Below are 15,375 nucleotides of genomic sequence, written 5' to 3'. Positions count from 1 at the left end.
ATTTCTTGTATTAGGTCTGGAGAAACCACGCCGGAGCGCGGTATAGGTTTGAGCATACATGTTCAGGCTTGGACCCTATCGTCAAGAGTGTGGGCCAAGGCATTTGAGGAAACGCCACAGCGAAAGACGTGGCGCAGGCAGCGGGAGTAGGGAACATGGCACGCGGATTTTTGAGCGGGCTGATTTGGGGCGGCGTCGCGAGCATTGGCGTTGTTAGCACGCTTTCATTGATCGCGCCGCTTCCTTTGCCGCCGCAGGTCGGTGATGCGGCCCCCGGCGCTGGCCCCGCTCCCGCGCGTATTCGGTTAAGTGATGTCGCCGAGCAAGACCGTTTGCCCGAGACACCGCCTGCGTCAAACCGCGCCGTGCTGCGCACTGACGCGCCCGAGCAAGACGACCTTGCCGCGCTGGATGCCGATGCACAAGCGCCGGCTGGATTGCCTGAAACGGGTGAGGCCGAAGGGCTGAGCACGCCTGCTGATCCCACGGGCGAAAGCCCCGCCCAACCCGGTGGGGAGGAGCCTGTGCTGCCCAACCCCCAATCCACTGCTCCAGCCACGCCACCGCTTGCCGAAGAACTGTCAATCAGTACCGAACCCGCGCAGCCCCCGGCGCCTGAGATCGCCGCTATTGAAGGAGCTTTCGACGCACCCGCAGAGATCGAAGCGCCGCAGGTTGTTGAGGAGGAGGCCATTACCCTTCCCGCGCAGGAGCAGGCCCCAGAGCCGACCCTTGCAGAAGAGGGCGAAGCCGAGCAGCCCGCGCCCGCAGCACCGCAAGAGCGCGTCGATGAGAGCGCGGCTGAGCCCGCCACGCAGACCGACCGCGTGACTGAAGTCGTCCCCGGTCCCGGACCGGAGGCGCAGACCGAGGTGAATGTGCCTGATTTGCCGCAGGCCCCCGACACCGCGTTGCGCCCGCCTTTGGAACAAGCGATTCTGGAAGCCGACACGGCCCAAGGAGATGCGGGCGATGAGAGTGAGGCGGGGGCTGCTGCTGAAACGGCTGAGCCCCGCCCCTCGATAGGCACCCCCGCGACCCGTCTCACCGATCGCGGTGGCGCTGTGGTGATCAACCGACCTGACGCGGCAGAGGCTGACCCGCAGGACGCAACAGAGACCGAGGACGCCGCCCAGCCTGAGACCTCGGCGGATACCCGTCCCATCGTTGCCAACCGCGTTGCTGTTGATGTGCCCGACGGTAAACCTTTGATGAGCGTTGTTCTCATTGATGATGGCTCCACCGTGATTACCGGGGACGCGGGTCTCGCCGCGCTGCGCAGCTTTCCCTATCCGCTTAGCTTTGCTGTTGATAGCAGCCTGCCTGATGTGGCGGACCGTATCGCGACCTACCGTGAGGCGGGGTTCGAGGTTCTGGCGATGGTTGATCTGCCGCAAGGCGCGCAGCCCAGTGATGCCGAGACAAGCTTTGCCGCAACGCTGGACCGGATCGAAGGCGTTGTCGGCGTTCTTGAAGGCACCGAAGCCGGGTTTCAGGGCAGTCGCGCTTTGGCCGATCAGGTGACCGATATTCTGCGGCTGTCCGGTTTGGGCTTGGTGACACAGAACAAAGGGCTCAACACCATGCCCAAGCTCGCGCGGAAGGATGGCGTGCCTGCGGACCCGGTGTTCCGTGATTTCGACAGCAAAGGTCAGACTGCGCGCGTGATCCGGCGTTTTCTCGATCAGGCCGCATTCAAAGCCGGGCAGGAGGGCGCGGTGATCATGCTGGGCCGTTTGCGCCCCGATACAGTCTCGGCGCTGTTGCTCTGGGGGTTGCAGGACCGGGCGAGCGATGTGGCCTTGGTGCCGGTGTCATCCGTGCTACTGCGCGAGGAATAAACCCGACTCAGATGATCTCGTCTTCGTCAAAGAGCGGGTCTTCTTCCAACTGGCTGACCAATTCGTCCACCGTGGCTTCAGCAGCGCGGGGGCCGAGTTTGGCGAGGTGAAAGACGGCATCGCCTTCGTTTACCACAGGCAGCATGGCACGCCCGATCAAGATGCCCGGCGCATCGGCCAGCAGTTCGGCCTCTTCTTTTCCAAAGGGGTCGGACACGATGGCCAACAAATCGCCTTCAGCCACGGTTTCGCCCTCGGCCCGGAAGGTCCGCAGAAGGCCACCCGCCGGAGCGCGGAGCCAATGGGACGCGGTGCAAATGTAGGGCGCAGAGCGGGCGCGGGCGATGCCCTTGGCGGGCAGCATGTCTTGCCCGCGCATAACCCGCAGGATGCCCGCAAGCCCCGCCCGCACGGCCATTTCATCAAAGCGCAGCCCCTCACCGGCCTCATAAAGCAGGATCGGCGTGCCTTCGCGCGCAGCCACGGCCCTTAGCGAGCCATCGCGCAGGGGAGAGGTCAGTACCACCGGAGCGCCGAAATCGAGCGCCATTTTCTGGGTGACCGTGTCTGCCGGAGAGACCCGCACCTGCGGCAGGTTGGTGCGGTGGATCGCGGCGGAGTGCAGATCAATGCCAAAATCGCAGCGCTGCACCACCTCATGCAAAAAGATATGCGCGAGCCGCGCGCCAAGACTGCCCGAGGGCGAGCCGGGGAAACAGCGGTTCAGATCGCGGCGGTCGGGCAGGTAGCGCGAGCGGTTCAGAAAGCCGAAGGAATTGACCACCGGTACCACGATCAATGTGCCGCGCAGGGCGCTCAGCTGCGGCGCACGCAGCAGGCGGCGCAGGATTTCGACGCCGATGACCTCATCGCCATGCACGGCGGCAGAGACAAACATCGTCGGCCCCGCGCGTTTGCCGTGGAAGACTTCAAGCGACAGATGCACTGGCGTGTGATCGGGCAGGATCGAGACCGGCAGATCAACAGCGAGGCTGCTGCCGGGGGCAACGGAATGTCCCGCAATCTGAAAGGGAGCGCGGGGGGGCATGGTCAGCCGTTGCCTTTGCCGCCAAAACGCGCCGCGTCAGCGGCAGCACGGCGGATCGCGCCGGATTTATGCACGGTTTCCATGAACTCGGCCTCGGGGTCGCTGTCATAGACCACACCGCCGCCTGCTTGGATATAGAGTGTTTCATCCTTGACCACAGCGGTGCGTAGGGCGATGCACATGTCCATGTCGCCGCCCGCGCTGAAGTAGCCCACACCGCCGCCGTAAACGCCGCGCTTTTCGGGCTCCAACTCGTCGATAATCTCCATCGCGCGGACCTTGGGCGCACCGGAGACCGTGCCAGCGGGCATCCCGGCAAAGAAGGCATCGAGCGCGTCGCAGCCGTCTTTCAACTCGCCCACCACGTTGGAAACGATGTGCATGACATGGCTATAGCGTTCGACGATGAACTCTTCGGTTGGGCGCACGGTGCCGATCTTGGCCACCCGGCCCACGTCGTTGCGGCCCAGGTCGAGCAGCATGAGGTGTTCGGCCAGTTCTTTCGGATCGCTCAGCAGATCGGCTTCAAGCGCGCGGTCTTCTTCTGGCGTGGCCCCCCGTTTGCGGGTGCCAGCGATGGGGCGGATGGTGACTTCATTGCCAAAAACCCGGACGAGGATTTCAGGGCTGGCACCAACGACATGGAAGCCACCAAAGTTGAAATAGAACATGAACGGCGAGGGATTGGTGCGCCGCAGCGAGCGGTAAAGCGCGAAGGGCGGTTGGGTGAACCCCTGCGCCCAACGTTGGCTCGGCACCACCTGAAAAATGTCGCCTGCAACGATATAGTCCCGCGCCTTTTCGACCGCGGCCTTATAGCCGTCGCGGGTGAAGTTGCTGACCGGGTCTGGTAATTCGGCGGCTTGCCCCATCTCGCGCGAGGTCGGCGGCATGGCGCGTTCCAGATCGCGCACGGCGTCCATAACCCGCTCAGCGGCCTGCGCATAGGCGGCGCGGGCGGATTGGCCGTCAGACACCCAAGCGGGCGACACGATGGTCACTTCGCCCTTCACACCGTCTAGCACCGCCACGACCGAGGGGCGCAGCATCAGCGCGTCGGGCAGGCCGAGCGGATCGGGGTTTACGTTGGGCAGATGTTCGACCAGCCGGATCATGTCATAGCCGAGATAGCCAAAGAGACCGGCAGCGGCTTGGGGTAGGTCATCGGGCAGGGTGATACGCGACTCCGCGATAACCTCACGCAGACAGTCGAGCGGATTGCCCGGCATCTGTTCAAAGGCATCCGCGTCATAGCGGGCCGCGCGGTTCAGCGCCGCCGTCTCGCCCCGGCAACGCCAGATCAGGTCGGGTTTCATGCCGATGATCGAGTAGCGGCCCCGAACATCGCCGCCAGTGACGGATTCCAGAACAAAGGCGTTCTCACCATCCCCGGTCAGCTTGAGCATCAGCGACACCGGCGTGTCGAGATCGGCGGCAAGTCTGGTGTAGACGATCTGGTTTTCCCCCGCGTCATAGGCGCGGGCGAAACTGTCGAAATCCGGGGTCAGGGCCATGGGCGTGCCTATCAGGGAAAGTTCACATGCACGGCTTGCACCGCACGCTGGTCGATCTGCGGCGCGGTGCGGCGCAGGACCGCCTCGCTGTAGATGTTGAATAGATCTTCTGCCAAGGCTTGATCCAACTGCTCAGACAGGCGCGTCATCAGCGCTTTGGTCTCATCGCTCTCCGCCGCCGGGGTGATGCTGTCGAGACGCAGGACGACGACGTGATCCGTCGCAGGCAGCACCGCGACGCCGCCCTCTTCAAGGTCAAAGACCTGATCCATGAAGCCTTCGGGCGTGCCATCAACGTAAGCACCGCGGGTCATATTCTCACCGATTTTTGGCTCAAGACCAGCAGCTTCAAAACCACCGCCTTCGGCCAATTGCGCGGTCAGCGTATCGGCCTTTTCGGTCAGACGCTCCACAATCTGCGCGTTGCGCCATGCGGTTTCGACTTCGGCGCGGGCGGCGTCAAAGGGGTTGGGGCGCTCGGGTTTGGTTTCATCAAGGCGCATGGCAAAGATGCCGCCGTCTTCAAGCTGGTCGATCTGCGGGAAGTCGTTCTCGCTCAGCGATGCGGCGGCCTGCCGGAAGGCGCCATAGGCGGCGATGCCTTCGCTGCTGTCTTCGGTCCAGTCGATCGTGCCCAAGCGCATTTTGGTTTCCTCAGCGAGGTTTTCCAGCGTGGCGCCGCCTGCAAGTTGGTCGTCGATCTCTTGGGCGCGGGCCTCAACTGCGCGGGTCGCGCGGGAGATGGCGAGGGTTTCTTCGAGCACTTTACGGGCCTCTTCAAAGGGCACGTTTTGGGCGGGCAGCACGGCGTTCACACGGAAAAGCGCCGGTCCAAGCGAGGTGGGCAGAGGGCCAACGATATCGCCTGTCTCAGCCGAGAAGACCGCGTCGCCAGCGGCATCAAGATCGGATTTCGCCACATCGCCCATGTCAACGTCTTGCAGCGCCAGACCGCGTTCTTCGACCAACGCTTCAAAGGTTGTGCCGTCCACTTCGAGCGCGGCAGCGGCTTGATCGGCAGCTTCCTCATTGGCGAAAACCAAACGCTCGACCAGACGCCGTTCGGGTTGGTCATATTCGTCGCTGCGGGCTTCATACTCGGCGTGCAGTTCCTCTTCTGGCACCTCGACCTCGTCCAACAGGTCTTCGGGCGAGAGCCAGGCGTAGGTGATGCTCTTGCTCGCGGGCAGCATGAAGGCGTCTTGGTTGGCCTCGTAATAGGCTTTCAACTCTTCCTCAGTGGGCGCTGGCAGGGGTGCGTCGAGGTCATCGGCATCCATCTGCGCCCAAGTGAAGCTGCGGGCTTCGCTGACGTAATCGACCAAGGTGCGGGCATAGGTATCGGGCATCGACACGCCACCAAGAACAGCGCGTTGGAGCAGGCCGCGGGCGGCCTCTTCGCGCAGGGAGGTTTCAAACTCCGCCTCGCTCATCCCGCTTTGCTGAAGAGCAAAACGGTAGCCTTCGCGGTCAAATTTGCCGTCAATGCCCTGAAATGCCGAGATCGAGACCACTTCGTCGCGCAGGGTCGCGTCACCGATGGAGATGCCCATCTCATCGGCTTCATTATCAAGCGCCCGGTTGCGCACGATCCGTTGCAACACGGCGCGGTCAAGGCCCATTTCCTGAGCGCGGGCAAAGGACAAGCTTTCGCCCGTCTGTGCCTCAATCGCGCGGATTTCCTGCTGTAACTGGCGGAAGTACTGATCTACCGAGATCGACTTGTCACCGACGCTGCCAATGCTGCGCAGATTGCCACTAAGGTTGATCGCGCCAAAGCCGCCAAGACCCAAGATCAAAAGGCCCATCAAGGCCCAAACGGCGGTTTTCGAAAAGCTGAAGCCTTTTTTGGCCATGACACGGTCCCTCGTTAATTTCGGACCTGTCTATGCGCTGTATGGCAGGGCTGCAAGCCTGTCGAAAAGGGTGGTCAGACCGGCCGCATCAAGGTTGGCAAAGGCGATGCGCAACTGCGCCGCGCCGCTGTCGTCGCCCTCCGGCGTGAACATCGTGCCGGGCAACGACAGCACGCCCGCATCGCGCACCAAACGCGGGGCGAGATCAGCGGATGAGATGTCAAACGGATGACGCATATAGGCAAAATAACCGCCCAGACCGAGCAGTTCCCAGCCCAGCGTTTCAAGCTTAGGCATCAGGTCAGAGATTGCTGCACGGCGCGCAAGGATTTCTTCGCGTTCGCCCGCGAGCCAAGGGCCGAGGTTCTGCATCCCCCAAAGCGCGCCATGCTGGCCGATTTGCGCCGGGCAGATCGCCACGGTGTCGAGGAATTTTTCAACCTCCGCCAGCCGCGCTTTGCTGGCGATCATCGCGCCGACCCGGTGGCCGGTCAGACGGTAGGCTTTGGAGAAGGAATACAGGTGGATCAGCGTGTCATCCCAATCAGGATCGCTGAACAGCGCGTGGGGCGGGCCGGGACGGCTGTGAAAGTCGCGGTAGGTCTCATCCAAGATCAGCGCGATGCCGTGGCGGCGGGCGAGGTCGAAGAACTCTTGCACCAAGGCGGCAGGATATTCGACGCCCGTCGGGTTGTTCGGTGTGATCAGCGTGATGGCGCGTGTGCGTGGGGTGATCAGCGCTTCGGCGCGGGAAGGATCGGGCAGCATGTCGGATTCGACCGGCAAGGGCAGGGCAGTGACGCCGCTCATGTCGAGCCACATTTTGTGGTTAAAGTACCACGGCGTCGGCAGAATCGCCTCATCGCCCTCACCACACAGCGTGGCGATTGCTGCGGCGAAGGCTTGGTTGCAGCCCGACGTGATACAGACCTGCTCGTCGGTCACAACGCCCGCGTATTTCTCTGCCGTTTGCCGCGCCAGTTCCGCCCGCAGTTCCGGCAGACCCAGCACCGGGCCGTAGAGATGCGCCTCGTCGTTGTTCAGCACCACCTCCGCCATTGCCCGGCGCAAGGCTTCGGGGGGCGGATCGACAGGGGCGGCTTGGCTGACGTTGATCAGCGGACGATCCGCAGAAAAGGCGAGGCCATCAAGCCAACGCCGCGCCTCCATCACCGGGGGGAAGAATGTGGTGGCGGTGCGCGAGAGCGTCATAGGGGCAGTCCGGAACAGAAGGGAGAGTAGGGCGCGGCGCTGCGCTGGTCAGTCTTTGCCGCGATAGGGCTCGACATATTGCAGCGCCATGTCCCAGGGGAAGAAAATCCATGTGTCTTGGCTGACGCCGGTGATAAAAGTATCAACCTGTGGCTCGCCTTCGGGTTTGGCATAGACCGTGGCGAAATGCGCGTTAGGGTAAAGCGCCCGCACCAGTTCAATGGTTTTGCCGCTGTCGACCAGATCATCAACGATCAGGATGCCGGTGCCATCGCCCATGATTTCGGCATCCGGTGATTTCAGCACCTTGGCGTCACGGCGTTGGTCAGCCGCGCCGCCGCCCGAATGGTAGGACATGACCGAGATCGTATCGACGGTGCGAATGTCCAACTCCCGTGCGACGATCATCGCGGGGGCCATGCCGCCACGGGTGATTGCGACCACTGCACGCCATGCGCCATTGTCGGGGCCGAGCCCATCCAGCCGCCACGCCAGCGCGCGGCTGTCGCGGTGGATCTGATCCCAAGAAATATGAAAGCCCTTTTCATGGGGCAGGCGCGAGGCGTCTTTCGGGTTGCTCATAACGTTCCTTTGCTGCGGCTGGCGCGGGAACCCGCGCGATGATGTTGAGGCGCGTTATTCCTTGGACATGTCCGGCGCGTCAACCGCCTTCATGCCAACGACGTGATAGCCCGCGTCGACATGCAGGTTTTCACCCGTTGTACCGCTGCCAAGATCCGAGAGCAGGAAGAGCGCGGCTTTGCCCACGTCTTCGGTGGTGACATTGCGGCGCAGGGGCGAATTGTACTCGTTCCACTTCATAATGTAGCGGAAGTCGCCAATGCCGGAAGCGGCCAGCGTCTTGATCGGCCCGGCCGAGATCGCGTTGACGCGGATGCCATCTTTGCCAAGGTCTTCGGCGAGGTATTTAACGGATGCTTCGAGCGCAGCCTTGGCCACGCCCATCACATTATAATGCGGCATAACCTTTTCCGCGCCGTAGTATGTCAGCGTCAATGCGCTGGCACCGGGCGACATCATCTTCTCCGCACGTTGCATGACAGCGGTGAAGGAATAGACGGAAATATCCATCGACATGGCAAAGTTGCCACGGCTGGTGTCGATATAACGCCCGCGCAGCTCGCCCTTGTCAGAAAAGCCGATGGCGTGGACGATGAAGTCAAGGCCATCCCAGCGGTCTTTCAGCCCATCGAACAGCGCGTCTATCGAGGTTTCGTCGCCCACATCGCAGGGCAGAACGATGTCGCTGCCCAACTGCTCCGCCAAAGGACCCACGCGCTTTTTCAGCGCTTCACCCTGATAAGAAAAGGCCAGTTCAGCCCCCGCATCGGCCAGCGCTTTGGCCACGCCCCATGCGATGGATTTGTCATTCGCAAGGCCCATGATCAGCCCGCGTTTGCCCTTCATCAGTTCGTTTCCCATACCGGCGCCTTGTCCATGTTCTGTTTTGTTGGGCATGGTTTAGGCGATTGTGCGCAAAGCGGCAAGGCTGGAGCGGCCGCCGGCAGGTCCAATGGCGCAGATCCCACAGCGGGCGCCTGCGCAGCGATACAGGCCCAGTTGTGCTTTGCAGGGCGGGGGGATATTAAGAGTAAAAACAACAGGCTTACCCAAGTTTTTTCACATTTCGATGTGACAAGGATCGGGTAGGTGGGAACGCCAAAGGGCGGGCCGATGGCTTAGGAGAGACGCAAAATGGAAGCGCGCAGCGGCATTTTTCAAGGCGAAGACCCTTTTGTCATCGCGCAAAGCTGGCTGCGGGAGGCCGAGGCGTCAGAACCCAACGACCCCAACGCCATCGCACTCAGCACCGTGGACGCCTCCGGAATGCCCAATGCCCGGATGGTGTTGCTCAAGGAAATCGAAGCGGCGGCTTTCGTTTTCTACACCAACTATGAAAGCGCCAAGGCGCAGGAGTTGGACGCGACGGGAAAGGCGGCCTTTGTCATGCATTGGAAATCATTGCGGCGGCAGATCCGCGTGCGCGGGTTGATCAGCCGCGAAGATGGGCCGAAGGCAGATGAATATTTCGCATCAAGGTCGCTTAAAAGCAGGCTGGGGGCCTGGGCCTCGCGTCAGTCAAGGCCCCTGTCCGGGCGCGGGGCGCTAATGGCCGAAGTCGCCAAGGTGACGGCCCAACATGGCGTGAACCCAAAGCGCCCGCCGTTCTGGGGCGGCTACCGGATCACTCCGCTTGAGATCGAATTTTGGGCGGACGGAGAATTTCGCTTGCATGATCGCTTTCAATGGCGACGCTCTGATCCTGCGGACCCTTGGCAGGTCACACGGTTAAACCCATAGGGTGAAATGAAGAGAGATGACGACGGTGTTAGATAAGCAGGACACGGCAACCGCTGAGCAAGCCGACACAGTGCAAGGGCTGGTAAAATGGTTCGACCCCTCCAAGGGGTTCGGCTTTGTCGTCGCTGACAACGGCGGGGCGGATATTTTGCTGCACGTCAATGTGCTGCGCAGCTTTGGGCAAAGTTCGGTGGCCGATGGTGCGCGCGTGGAGATTAAGGTCCAGCAGACCGATCGGGGGGCGCAGGCCGCGCAGGTGCTGTCGGTCACCCCACCTGCCGACCTGCCACCCGTCGTCATAGAACGCGCCGGGTTCGATGCCGAGACTTTGGCGCAAACCGACCTCAAGCCCGCCCGTGTGAAGTGGTTCGATAAGACCAAAGGCTTCGGCTTTGCCAATGTCTTTGGCTGCTATGAAGACGTGTTTTTACATATAGATGTGTTGCGCCAGTCCGGTCTGGCCGATCCGCAGTCGGGCGAAGCCTTGGCGATGCGGGTGGTGAACGGCGAACGGGGCTATTTGGCAGCGGAGGTTCGGGCATGGGAAACAGTCGTTCGCGAGGATTGAGCGCTGCCGCGATTGGCGGGGCAGTGCTGGCGGGGGTGTTGACCGCCAGCAGCGCGATGGCCGGGGCGTGCCGAGACAATGCGGTCAGCCTGCGCGGCGATTGGGGAACAGCGCGATTCTCGGTTGAGATTGCCGACGACCACGCGGAACGCGCAAAAGGGCTGATGTACCGCGAAGAACTGCCGCTGAGTGCGGGCATGTTGTTTATCTATGAAGCGCCCCAGCCGCTCAGTTTCTGGATGCGCAACACGCTGATTCCTTTGGACCTGCTCTTCATCGACGCACAGGGCGTTGTGCAGCACATCCACCATTCGGCCAAACCGCTGGACGAGACACCGATTCCCGGCGGCGACGATCTGCTGGCCGTGCTTGAGATCAATGGCGGGCTGTCACGGCGCATGGGGATCACCGAAGGCACACAATTGCGCCACCCTGCCTTTACTGAGAACGACCCAGCTTGGCCTTGTTGAGCAAGGTTTTTCAACGAAATCGAATATTGCCGCATCTTTAGGTCATTCGGGGCTTTTCAATCCGCTGTCATATGTTTAAAGAAGCCTCAGTCGGAGCGTGGCGCAGCCTGGTAGCGCACCTGTTTTGGGTACAGGGGGTCGGAGGTTCGAATCCTCTCGCTCCGACCACTTTTTAAAGTTGCATAGGCCGATCGTTCGGTGGCACGCAGCTTGGTAGATCACTTCTCTATATATTGTTGAGATAGCCTCTATGCCGCTACAGGTTGTGGTTTTCAGGGAGCGTCTGACCGTGATGATTCTGTCGCGCTTTAGCTGCGCAGCTTGGATTTGCGGCGCGTTGTTTAGATTTATTAAACAACGTTGCTTTAACGCTGCGCATCGCCGCTAAAACATCCCGATCCTGTGGATGGATCAGCAGAGCGCACCAGTTCCCCACGCTAACTTTATCGTCTCATTGGATTATTCGCAGTGCCGCCCCTTATCCGCCCTGCGGGTAACTCTGGGGATATTTATGGGGTGAATCGCGTGCGGTTCGCGAAGTTGCATTCAAACATTACGGTCAACCTAAAGATACAAACTCGTTTACAAAAAAACCGTTGACCAAATAGGGCGACCTACGCCAGTTTGTGGAGGTCGGGAGAGATGCTACAATATGTAGTAGCAGGCAGCCGCCGCGCTTTCCGGCAAAGGGATTGGGTACAGGATCATTTTGTCTCGCAGGGACAGCCGTCATCGGTTGCAACGCCGATGCTGGAAAGCGTTCTGCGGCCCATAACGATCACGGTGAAGCGCTCTGCGATATGCAGATCCGCTTGGCAGTTGGAAATGCTGGAAACGGGGCAGCGACAATGAAAATTGAACGGAAATTCACGACGGTCGGGCAGGACGCCTATGCGGATTTGGATTTTGTCACTACGGTGTCTGAAATCCGCAACCCTGACGGGTCGGTGGTGTTCAAGCTCGACAATGTTGAAGTCCCCAAGGCTTGGAGCCAAGTCGCCAGCGATGTGATCGCGCAGAAATATTTCCGTAAAGCGGGCGTGCCAAGCGCGACGCGCAAGGTCAAAGAAAAAGGCGTGCCGGAGTTCTTGTGGCGCTCGGTGCCTGCCGAGGGCGCAGAGATGGGCGGTGAGACGTCGTCCAAACAGGTGTTCGACCGTCTCGCGGGCGCTTGGGCCTATTGGGGCTGGAAGGGCGGCTATTTCACCACCGAGGAAGACGCCCGCGCATATTATGACGAGATGCGCCATATGCTGGCCAGCCAACGCGCCGCGCCGAACTCGCCACAGTGGTTCAACACTGGCCTGCATTGGGCGTATGGCATCGATGGCCCGGCGCAGGGGCATTACTATGTCGACTACAAGACCGGCAAACTGACCCGCTCGAAATCTTCCTATGAGCACCCGCAGCCGCATGCCTGCTTCATCCAGTCCGTCGGGGACGATCTGGTGGGCGACGGCGGCATCATGGACCTTTGGGTGCGCGAAGCACGGCTTTTTAAATACGGATCAGGCACAGGCACTAACTTTTCATCGCTCCGCGGAGAGGGCGAGAAGCTGTCGGGCGGCGGCAAGTCGTCGGGTTTGATGGGGTTCCTCAAGATCGGGGACCGCGCCGCTGGCGCCATCAAATCCGGCGGCACCACCCGCCGCGCGGCCAAGATGGTGATTGTCGACGCCGACCACCCAGATATCGAGGATTTCATCAACTGGAAGGTGCTCGAAGAGCAGAAGGTGGCGAGCATCGTCGCCGGCTCCAAGATGCACGAGCAGAAGTTGAACCTGCTGTTCGACGCGATCAAAGCATGGGACGGGGTGGAAGAAGACGCCTATGATCCCGCCAAGAACGAGCAGCTGAAGCAGGCGATCCGCGAAGCTAAAAAGGTCGCGATTCCCGAAACTTACGTCAAGCGCGTGTTGGATTACGCGAAGCAGGGGCACACCGGCATCGAATTTCCGACCTACGACACCGACTGGGATTCGGAAGCCTATAACTCGGTTTCTGGCCAGAACTCCAACAACTCGATCCGCGTCACCAATGCCTTCCTCAGAGCCGTCGAAAAGGATGCCGACTGGGAGTTGATCAGCCGCACCGAGAACCGAGTGGTGAAGACCGTCCGCGCCCGTGACCTTTGGGATCAGGTCGGCCATGCCGCTTGGGCCTGCGCCGATCCCGGCATCCAGTACCACGACACCGTGAACGACTGGCACACATGCCCCGAAGACGGTGCGATCCGTGGCTCGAACCCCTGTTCGGAATATATGTTCCTCGACGATACGGCCTGTAACCTCGCCTCGATGAACCTGCTGACCTTCCTCAAGGATGGTGAGTTCCAAGTCGACGATTACATGCACGCCTCGCGCCTCTGGACCGTGACGCTGGAGATCAGCGTGATGATGGCGCAGTTCCCGTCCAAGGAAATCGCCCAGCGGTCTTATGACTTCCGCACGTTGGGGCTGGGCTATGCGAATATCGGCGGGCTCTTGATGAACATGGGCTATTCCTATGACAGCGACGAGGGTCGCGCACTTGGTGGGGCGCTGACGGCGGTCATGACCGGTGTAGCCTATGCGACCTCAGCGGAGATGGCGGGCGAATTGGGCGCCTTCCCGGGCTATGCCAAGAACGCCGAGCATATGTTGCGCGTCATCCGCAATCACCGCACGGCGGCCTATGGCAAGTCGGATGGCTATGAGCAGCTGTCTGTCAAACCAGTCCCGCTGGATCACGCCAACTGCCCGCAGGCCGGACTGGTCGACATCGCCAAATCCTGCTGGGACGAAGCGCTGAAACTGGGCGAGGCCCACGGCTACCGCAACGCGCAGACATCCGTCATCGCGCCCACCGGCACCATCGGTCTGGTGATGGACTGCGATACCACCGGGATCGAGCCCGACTTCGCGCTGGTGAAGTTCAAGAAGCTCGCGGGGGGTGGCTATTTCAAGATCATCAACCAGTCCGTGCCCGCCGCGCTTGAGAAACTCGGCTACGGCTCGGCCCAGATCGAAGAGATCGTCAGCTACGCGGTGGGCCATGGCACCATCGGCAATGCGCCCGCGATCAACCACACCACGCTGGCGGGCCACGGTTTTGGCGCCAATGAACTGGCCAAGATCGACGCCGCGCTGAAACAGGCGTTCGACATTCGTTTCGTGTTTAACCAATGGACGCTAGGTGAGGCCTTCTGCACGCAGGTGCTGGGCATCCCGACGGAAAAGCTGAACGACCCAACCTTCGACCTGCTGCGTTCGCTCGGCTTCAGCAAGGCGGACATTGAAGCAGCCAACGACCACGTCTGCGGGACCATGACGCTCGAAGGCGCGCCGCATCTGCGCGAAGAGCATTACGGCATCTTCGACTGCGCGAACCCCTGCGGCAAAAAGGGCAAGCGCTACCTGTCCGTCAACAGCCACATCCACATGATGGCGGCGGCGCAGAGCTTCATCTCAGGGGCGATCTCCAAGACGATCAACATGCCGAATGACGCGACGATTGAAGACTGTCAGAAGGCTTACGAGCTGAGCTGGTCCTTGGGCATCAAGGCCAACGCGCTCTACCGCGACGGGTCGAAACTGAGCCAGCCCTTGGCCGCTGCTCTCGTAGAGGACGATGAGGATGCCGCCGAAATGCTGGAAAGCGGCAACGCGCATGAGAAAGCCGCTGTGCTGGCCGAAAAGATCGTCGAAAAGGTCATCGTCAAAGAGATCATCAAATCGCACCGCGAGAAGATGCCGCAGCGCCGCAAGGGCTATACGCAGAAGGCCAACGTCGGTGGGCACAAGGTCTATCTGCGCACCGGCGAATATGAAGACGGCAAGCTGGGCGAAATCTTCATCGACATGCACAAGGAGGGGGCGGGCTTCCGGGCGATGATGAACAACTTCGCCATCGCGGTCTCGGTCGGTCTGCAATACGGCGTGCCGCTGGAGGAATTCGTCGATGCCTTCACCTTCACCAAGTTCGAGCCCGCGGGTATGGTGCAGGGCAATGACAGCATCAAACAGGCGACCTCGATCCTTGATTATGTGTTCCGCGAGTTGGCGGTGTCCTACCTTGACCGGACTGATCTGGCGCATGTGAAGCCTGAAGGCGCTACCTTTGATGATCTCGGTCGTGGTGAGGAAGAGAACCTCTCTAACGTCACCGAGTTAAGCGAAACCGCTGCGAATAAGTCGCTCGAAGTGCTCAAACAAATCAGTTCCTCAGGTTATCTGCGCAACCGTCTTCCGCAGGAGTTGGTGGTGCTGCAAGGCGGGCAGGGCGCGGAAACCGGCGCGACCCTGCAAACCGTCACGCCGCAAATGACGGGCGCGGGCGATATGGCGGTGGCGGTCAGCGCGACAGCTTCGACGTCCGCAAGTGCGGTCGGGATCGACGCGCGGGCCAAGGCCAAGATGCAGGGCTATGAAGGGGAGGCCTGCGGTGAGTGCGGCAACTACACGTTGGTACGCAACGGGACATGCATGAAGTGCAACACTTGCGGCGGCACGAGCGGCTGTAGCTGATTTGTACTTGGCCTGACTTGCAGCGGGGTAGGTGGGGAA

General features: G+C 61.1%; 11 protein-coding genes and 1 tRNA gene. 6 read left to right on the top strand and 6 right to left on the bottom strand.

Annotated elements, in window-relative coordinates; translation table 11 throughout:
- Positions 1-155 precede the first annotated feature (155 nt).
- Positions 156-1,841: a polysaccharide deacteylase family 2 protein gene (locus HTT03_RS04060; RefSeq protein WP_174858582.1), complete on the top strand. Its 1,686-nt coding sequence runs from the start codon at positions 156-158 to the stop codon at positions 1,839-1,841.
- 7 nt (positions 1,842-1,848) lie between these two features.
- Here HTT03_RS04060 and HTT03_RS04055 read toward each other — a convergent pair whose 3' ends face one another.
- From HTT03_RS04055 to fabI, 6 genes are read right to left on the bottom strand one after another with little or no spacing between them, the layout of a single operon-like run.
- Positions 1,849-2,889 (bottom strand): succinylglutamate desuccinylase/aspartoacylase family protein, encoded by a 1,041-nt coding sequence (locus tag HTT03_RS04055; protein WP_174858581.1) that lies wholly within the window; start codon positions 2,887-2,889, stop codon positions 1,849-1,851.
- 2 nt (positions 2,890-2,891) lie between these two features.
- Positions 2,892-4,403 (bottom strand): anthranilate synthase component I, encoded by a 1,512-nt coding sequence (gene trpE / locus HTT03_RS04050; RefSeq protein ID WP_174858580.1) that lies wholly within the window; start codon positions 4,401-4,403, stop codon positions 2,892-2,894.
- Between the two features lie 11 nt (positions 4,404-4,414).
- Positions 4,415-6,259, bottom strand: coding sequence for a peptidyl-prolyl cis-trans isomerase (locus tag HTT03_RS04045; protein ID WP_174858579.1), 1,845 nt, complete (start codon positions 6,257-6,259; stop codon positions 4,415-4,417).
- Positions 6,260-6,289: 30 nt separating this feature from the next.
- Positions 6,290-7,471, bottom strand: a complete 1,182-nt coding sequence (locus tag HTT03_RS04040) for an aminotransferase (RefSeq protein ID WP_174858578.1) — start codon at positions 7,469-7,471, stop codon at positions 6,290-6,292.
- Between the two features lie 48 nt (positions 7,472-7,519).
- Positions 7,520-8,053 carry a xanthine phosphoribosyltransferase gene (gpt, locus tag HTT03_RS04035; protein ID WP_174858577.1) on the bottom strand — a complete coding sequence of 178 codons (534 nt, stop codon included), beginning with the start codon at positions 8,051-8,053 and terminating at the stop codon, positions 7,520-7,522.
- Positions 8,054-8,107: 54 nt separating this feature from the next.
- The gene (fabI, locus tag HTT03_RS04030; RefSeq protein WP_174858576.1) at positions 8,108-8,914 is read right to left on the bottom strand and encodes an enoyl-ACP reductase FabI; all 807 of its coding nucleotides are present in this window, start codon (positions 8,912-8,914) and stop codon (positions 8,108-8,110) included.
- 273 nt (positions 8,915-9,187) lie between these two features.
- Between fabI and pdxH the strand changes: the two genes are divergently transcribed.
- From pdxH to HTT03_RS04005, 5 genes are all read left to right on the top strand, one after another.
- Positions 9,188-9,793: a pyridoxamine 5'-phosphate oxidase gene (pdxH, locus tag HTT03_RS04025; RefSeq protein ID WP_174858575.1), complete on the top strand. Its 606-nt coding sequence runs from the start codon at positions 9,188-9,190 to the stop codon at positions 9,791-9,793.
- Between the two features lie 16 nt (positions 9,794-9,809).
- Positions 9,810-10,361: a cold shock domain-containing protein gene (locus HTT03_RS04020; protein WP_174858574.1), complete on the top strand. Its 552-nt coding sequence runs from the start codon at positions 9,810-9,812 to the stop codon at positions 10,359-10,361.
- Entirely contained in the window at positions 10,334-10,831 is a 498-nt protein-coding gene (locus tag HTT03_RS04015; protein WP_174858573.1) for a DUF192 domain-containing protein, read from the top strand. The genes HTT03_RS04020 and HTT03_RS04015 overlap by 28 nt, the downstream gene beginning before the upstream one ends.
- A 91-nt stretch (positions 10,832-10,922) precedes the next feature.
- Positions 10,923-10,999 (top strand) — tRNA-Pro (locus tag HTT03_RS04010).
- A gap of 680 nt (positions 11,000-11,679) precedes the next feature.
- A complete protein-coding gene (locus HTT03_RS04005) occupies positions 11,680-15,336 on the top strand; it encodes a vitamin B12-dependent ribonucleotide reductase (protein WP_174858572.1) in 3,657 nt (1,218 codons plus the stop codon).
- The last annotated feature ends 39 nt before the right edge of the window (positions 15,337-15,375 follow it).

This window comes from Sulfitobacter maritimus (assembly GCF_013346665.1).
GTDB classification, from domain to species: domain Bacteria; phylum Pseudomonadota; class Alphaproteobacteria; order Rhodobacterales; family Rhodobacteraceae; genus Sulfitobacter; species Sulfitobacter maritimus.
This window is presented reverse-complemented; position numbering and strand designations above follow the sequence as displayed.

Excerpts from the sequence above, each read along its gene's own strand:
- HTT03_RS04060 (WP_174858582.1), top strand. The coding sequence starts at position 156 with ATGGCACGCGGATTTTTGAGCGGGCTGATTTGGGGCGGCGTCGCGAGC.
- HTT03_RS04055 (WP_174858581.1), bottom strand. The coding sequence starts at position 2,889 with ATGCCCCCCCGCGCTCCCTTTCAGATTGCGGGACATTCCGTTGCCCCC.
- trpE (WP_174858580.1), bottom strand. The coding sequence starts at position 4,403 with ATGGCCCTGACCCCGGATTTCGACAGTTTCGCCCGCGCCTATGACGCG.
- HTT03_RS04045 (WP_174858579.1), bottom strand. The coding sequence starts at position 6,259 with ATGGCCAAAAAAGGCTTCAGCTTTTCGAAAACCGCCGTTTGGGCCTTG.
- HTT03_RS04040 (WP_174858578.1), bottom strand. The coding sequence starts at position 7,471 with ATGACGCTCTCGCGCACCGCCACCACATTCTTCCCCCCGGTGATGGAG.
- gpt (WP_174858577.1), bottom strand. The coding sequence starts at position 8,053 with ATGAGCAACCCGAAAGACGCCTCGCGCCTGCCCCATGAAAAGGGCTTT.
- fabI (WP_174858576.1), bottom strand. The coding sequence starts at position 8,914 with ATGGGAAACGAACTGATGAAGGGCAAACGCGGGCTGATCATGGGCCTT.
- pdxH (WP_174858575.1), top strand. The coding sequence starts at position 9,188 with ATGGAAGCGCGCAGCGGCATTTTTCAAGGCGAAGACCCTTTTGTCATC.
- HTT03_RS04020 (WP_174858574.1), top strand. The coding sequence starts at position 9,810 with ATGACGACGGTGTTAGATAAGCAGGACACGGCAACCGCTGAGCAAGCC.
- HTT03_RS04015 (WP_174858573.1), top strand. The coding sequence starts at position 10,334 with ATGGGAAACAGTCGTTCGCGAGGATTGAGCGCTGCCGCGATTGGCGGG.
- HTT03_RS04005 (WP_174858572.1), top strand. The coding sequence starts at position 11,680 with ATGAAAATTGAACGGAAATTCACGACGGTCGGGCAGGACGCCTATGCG.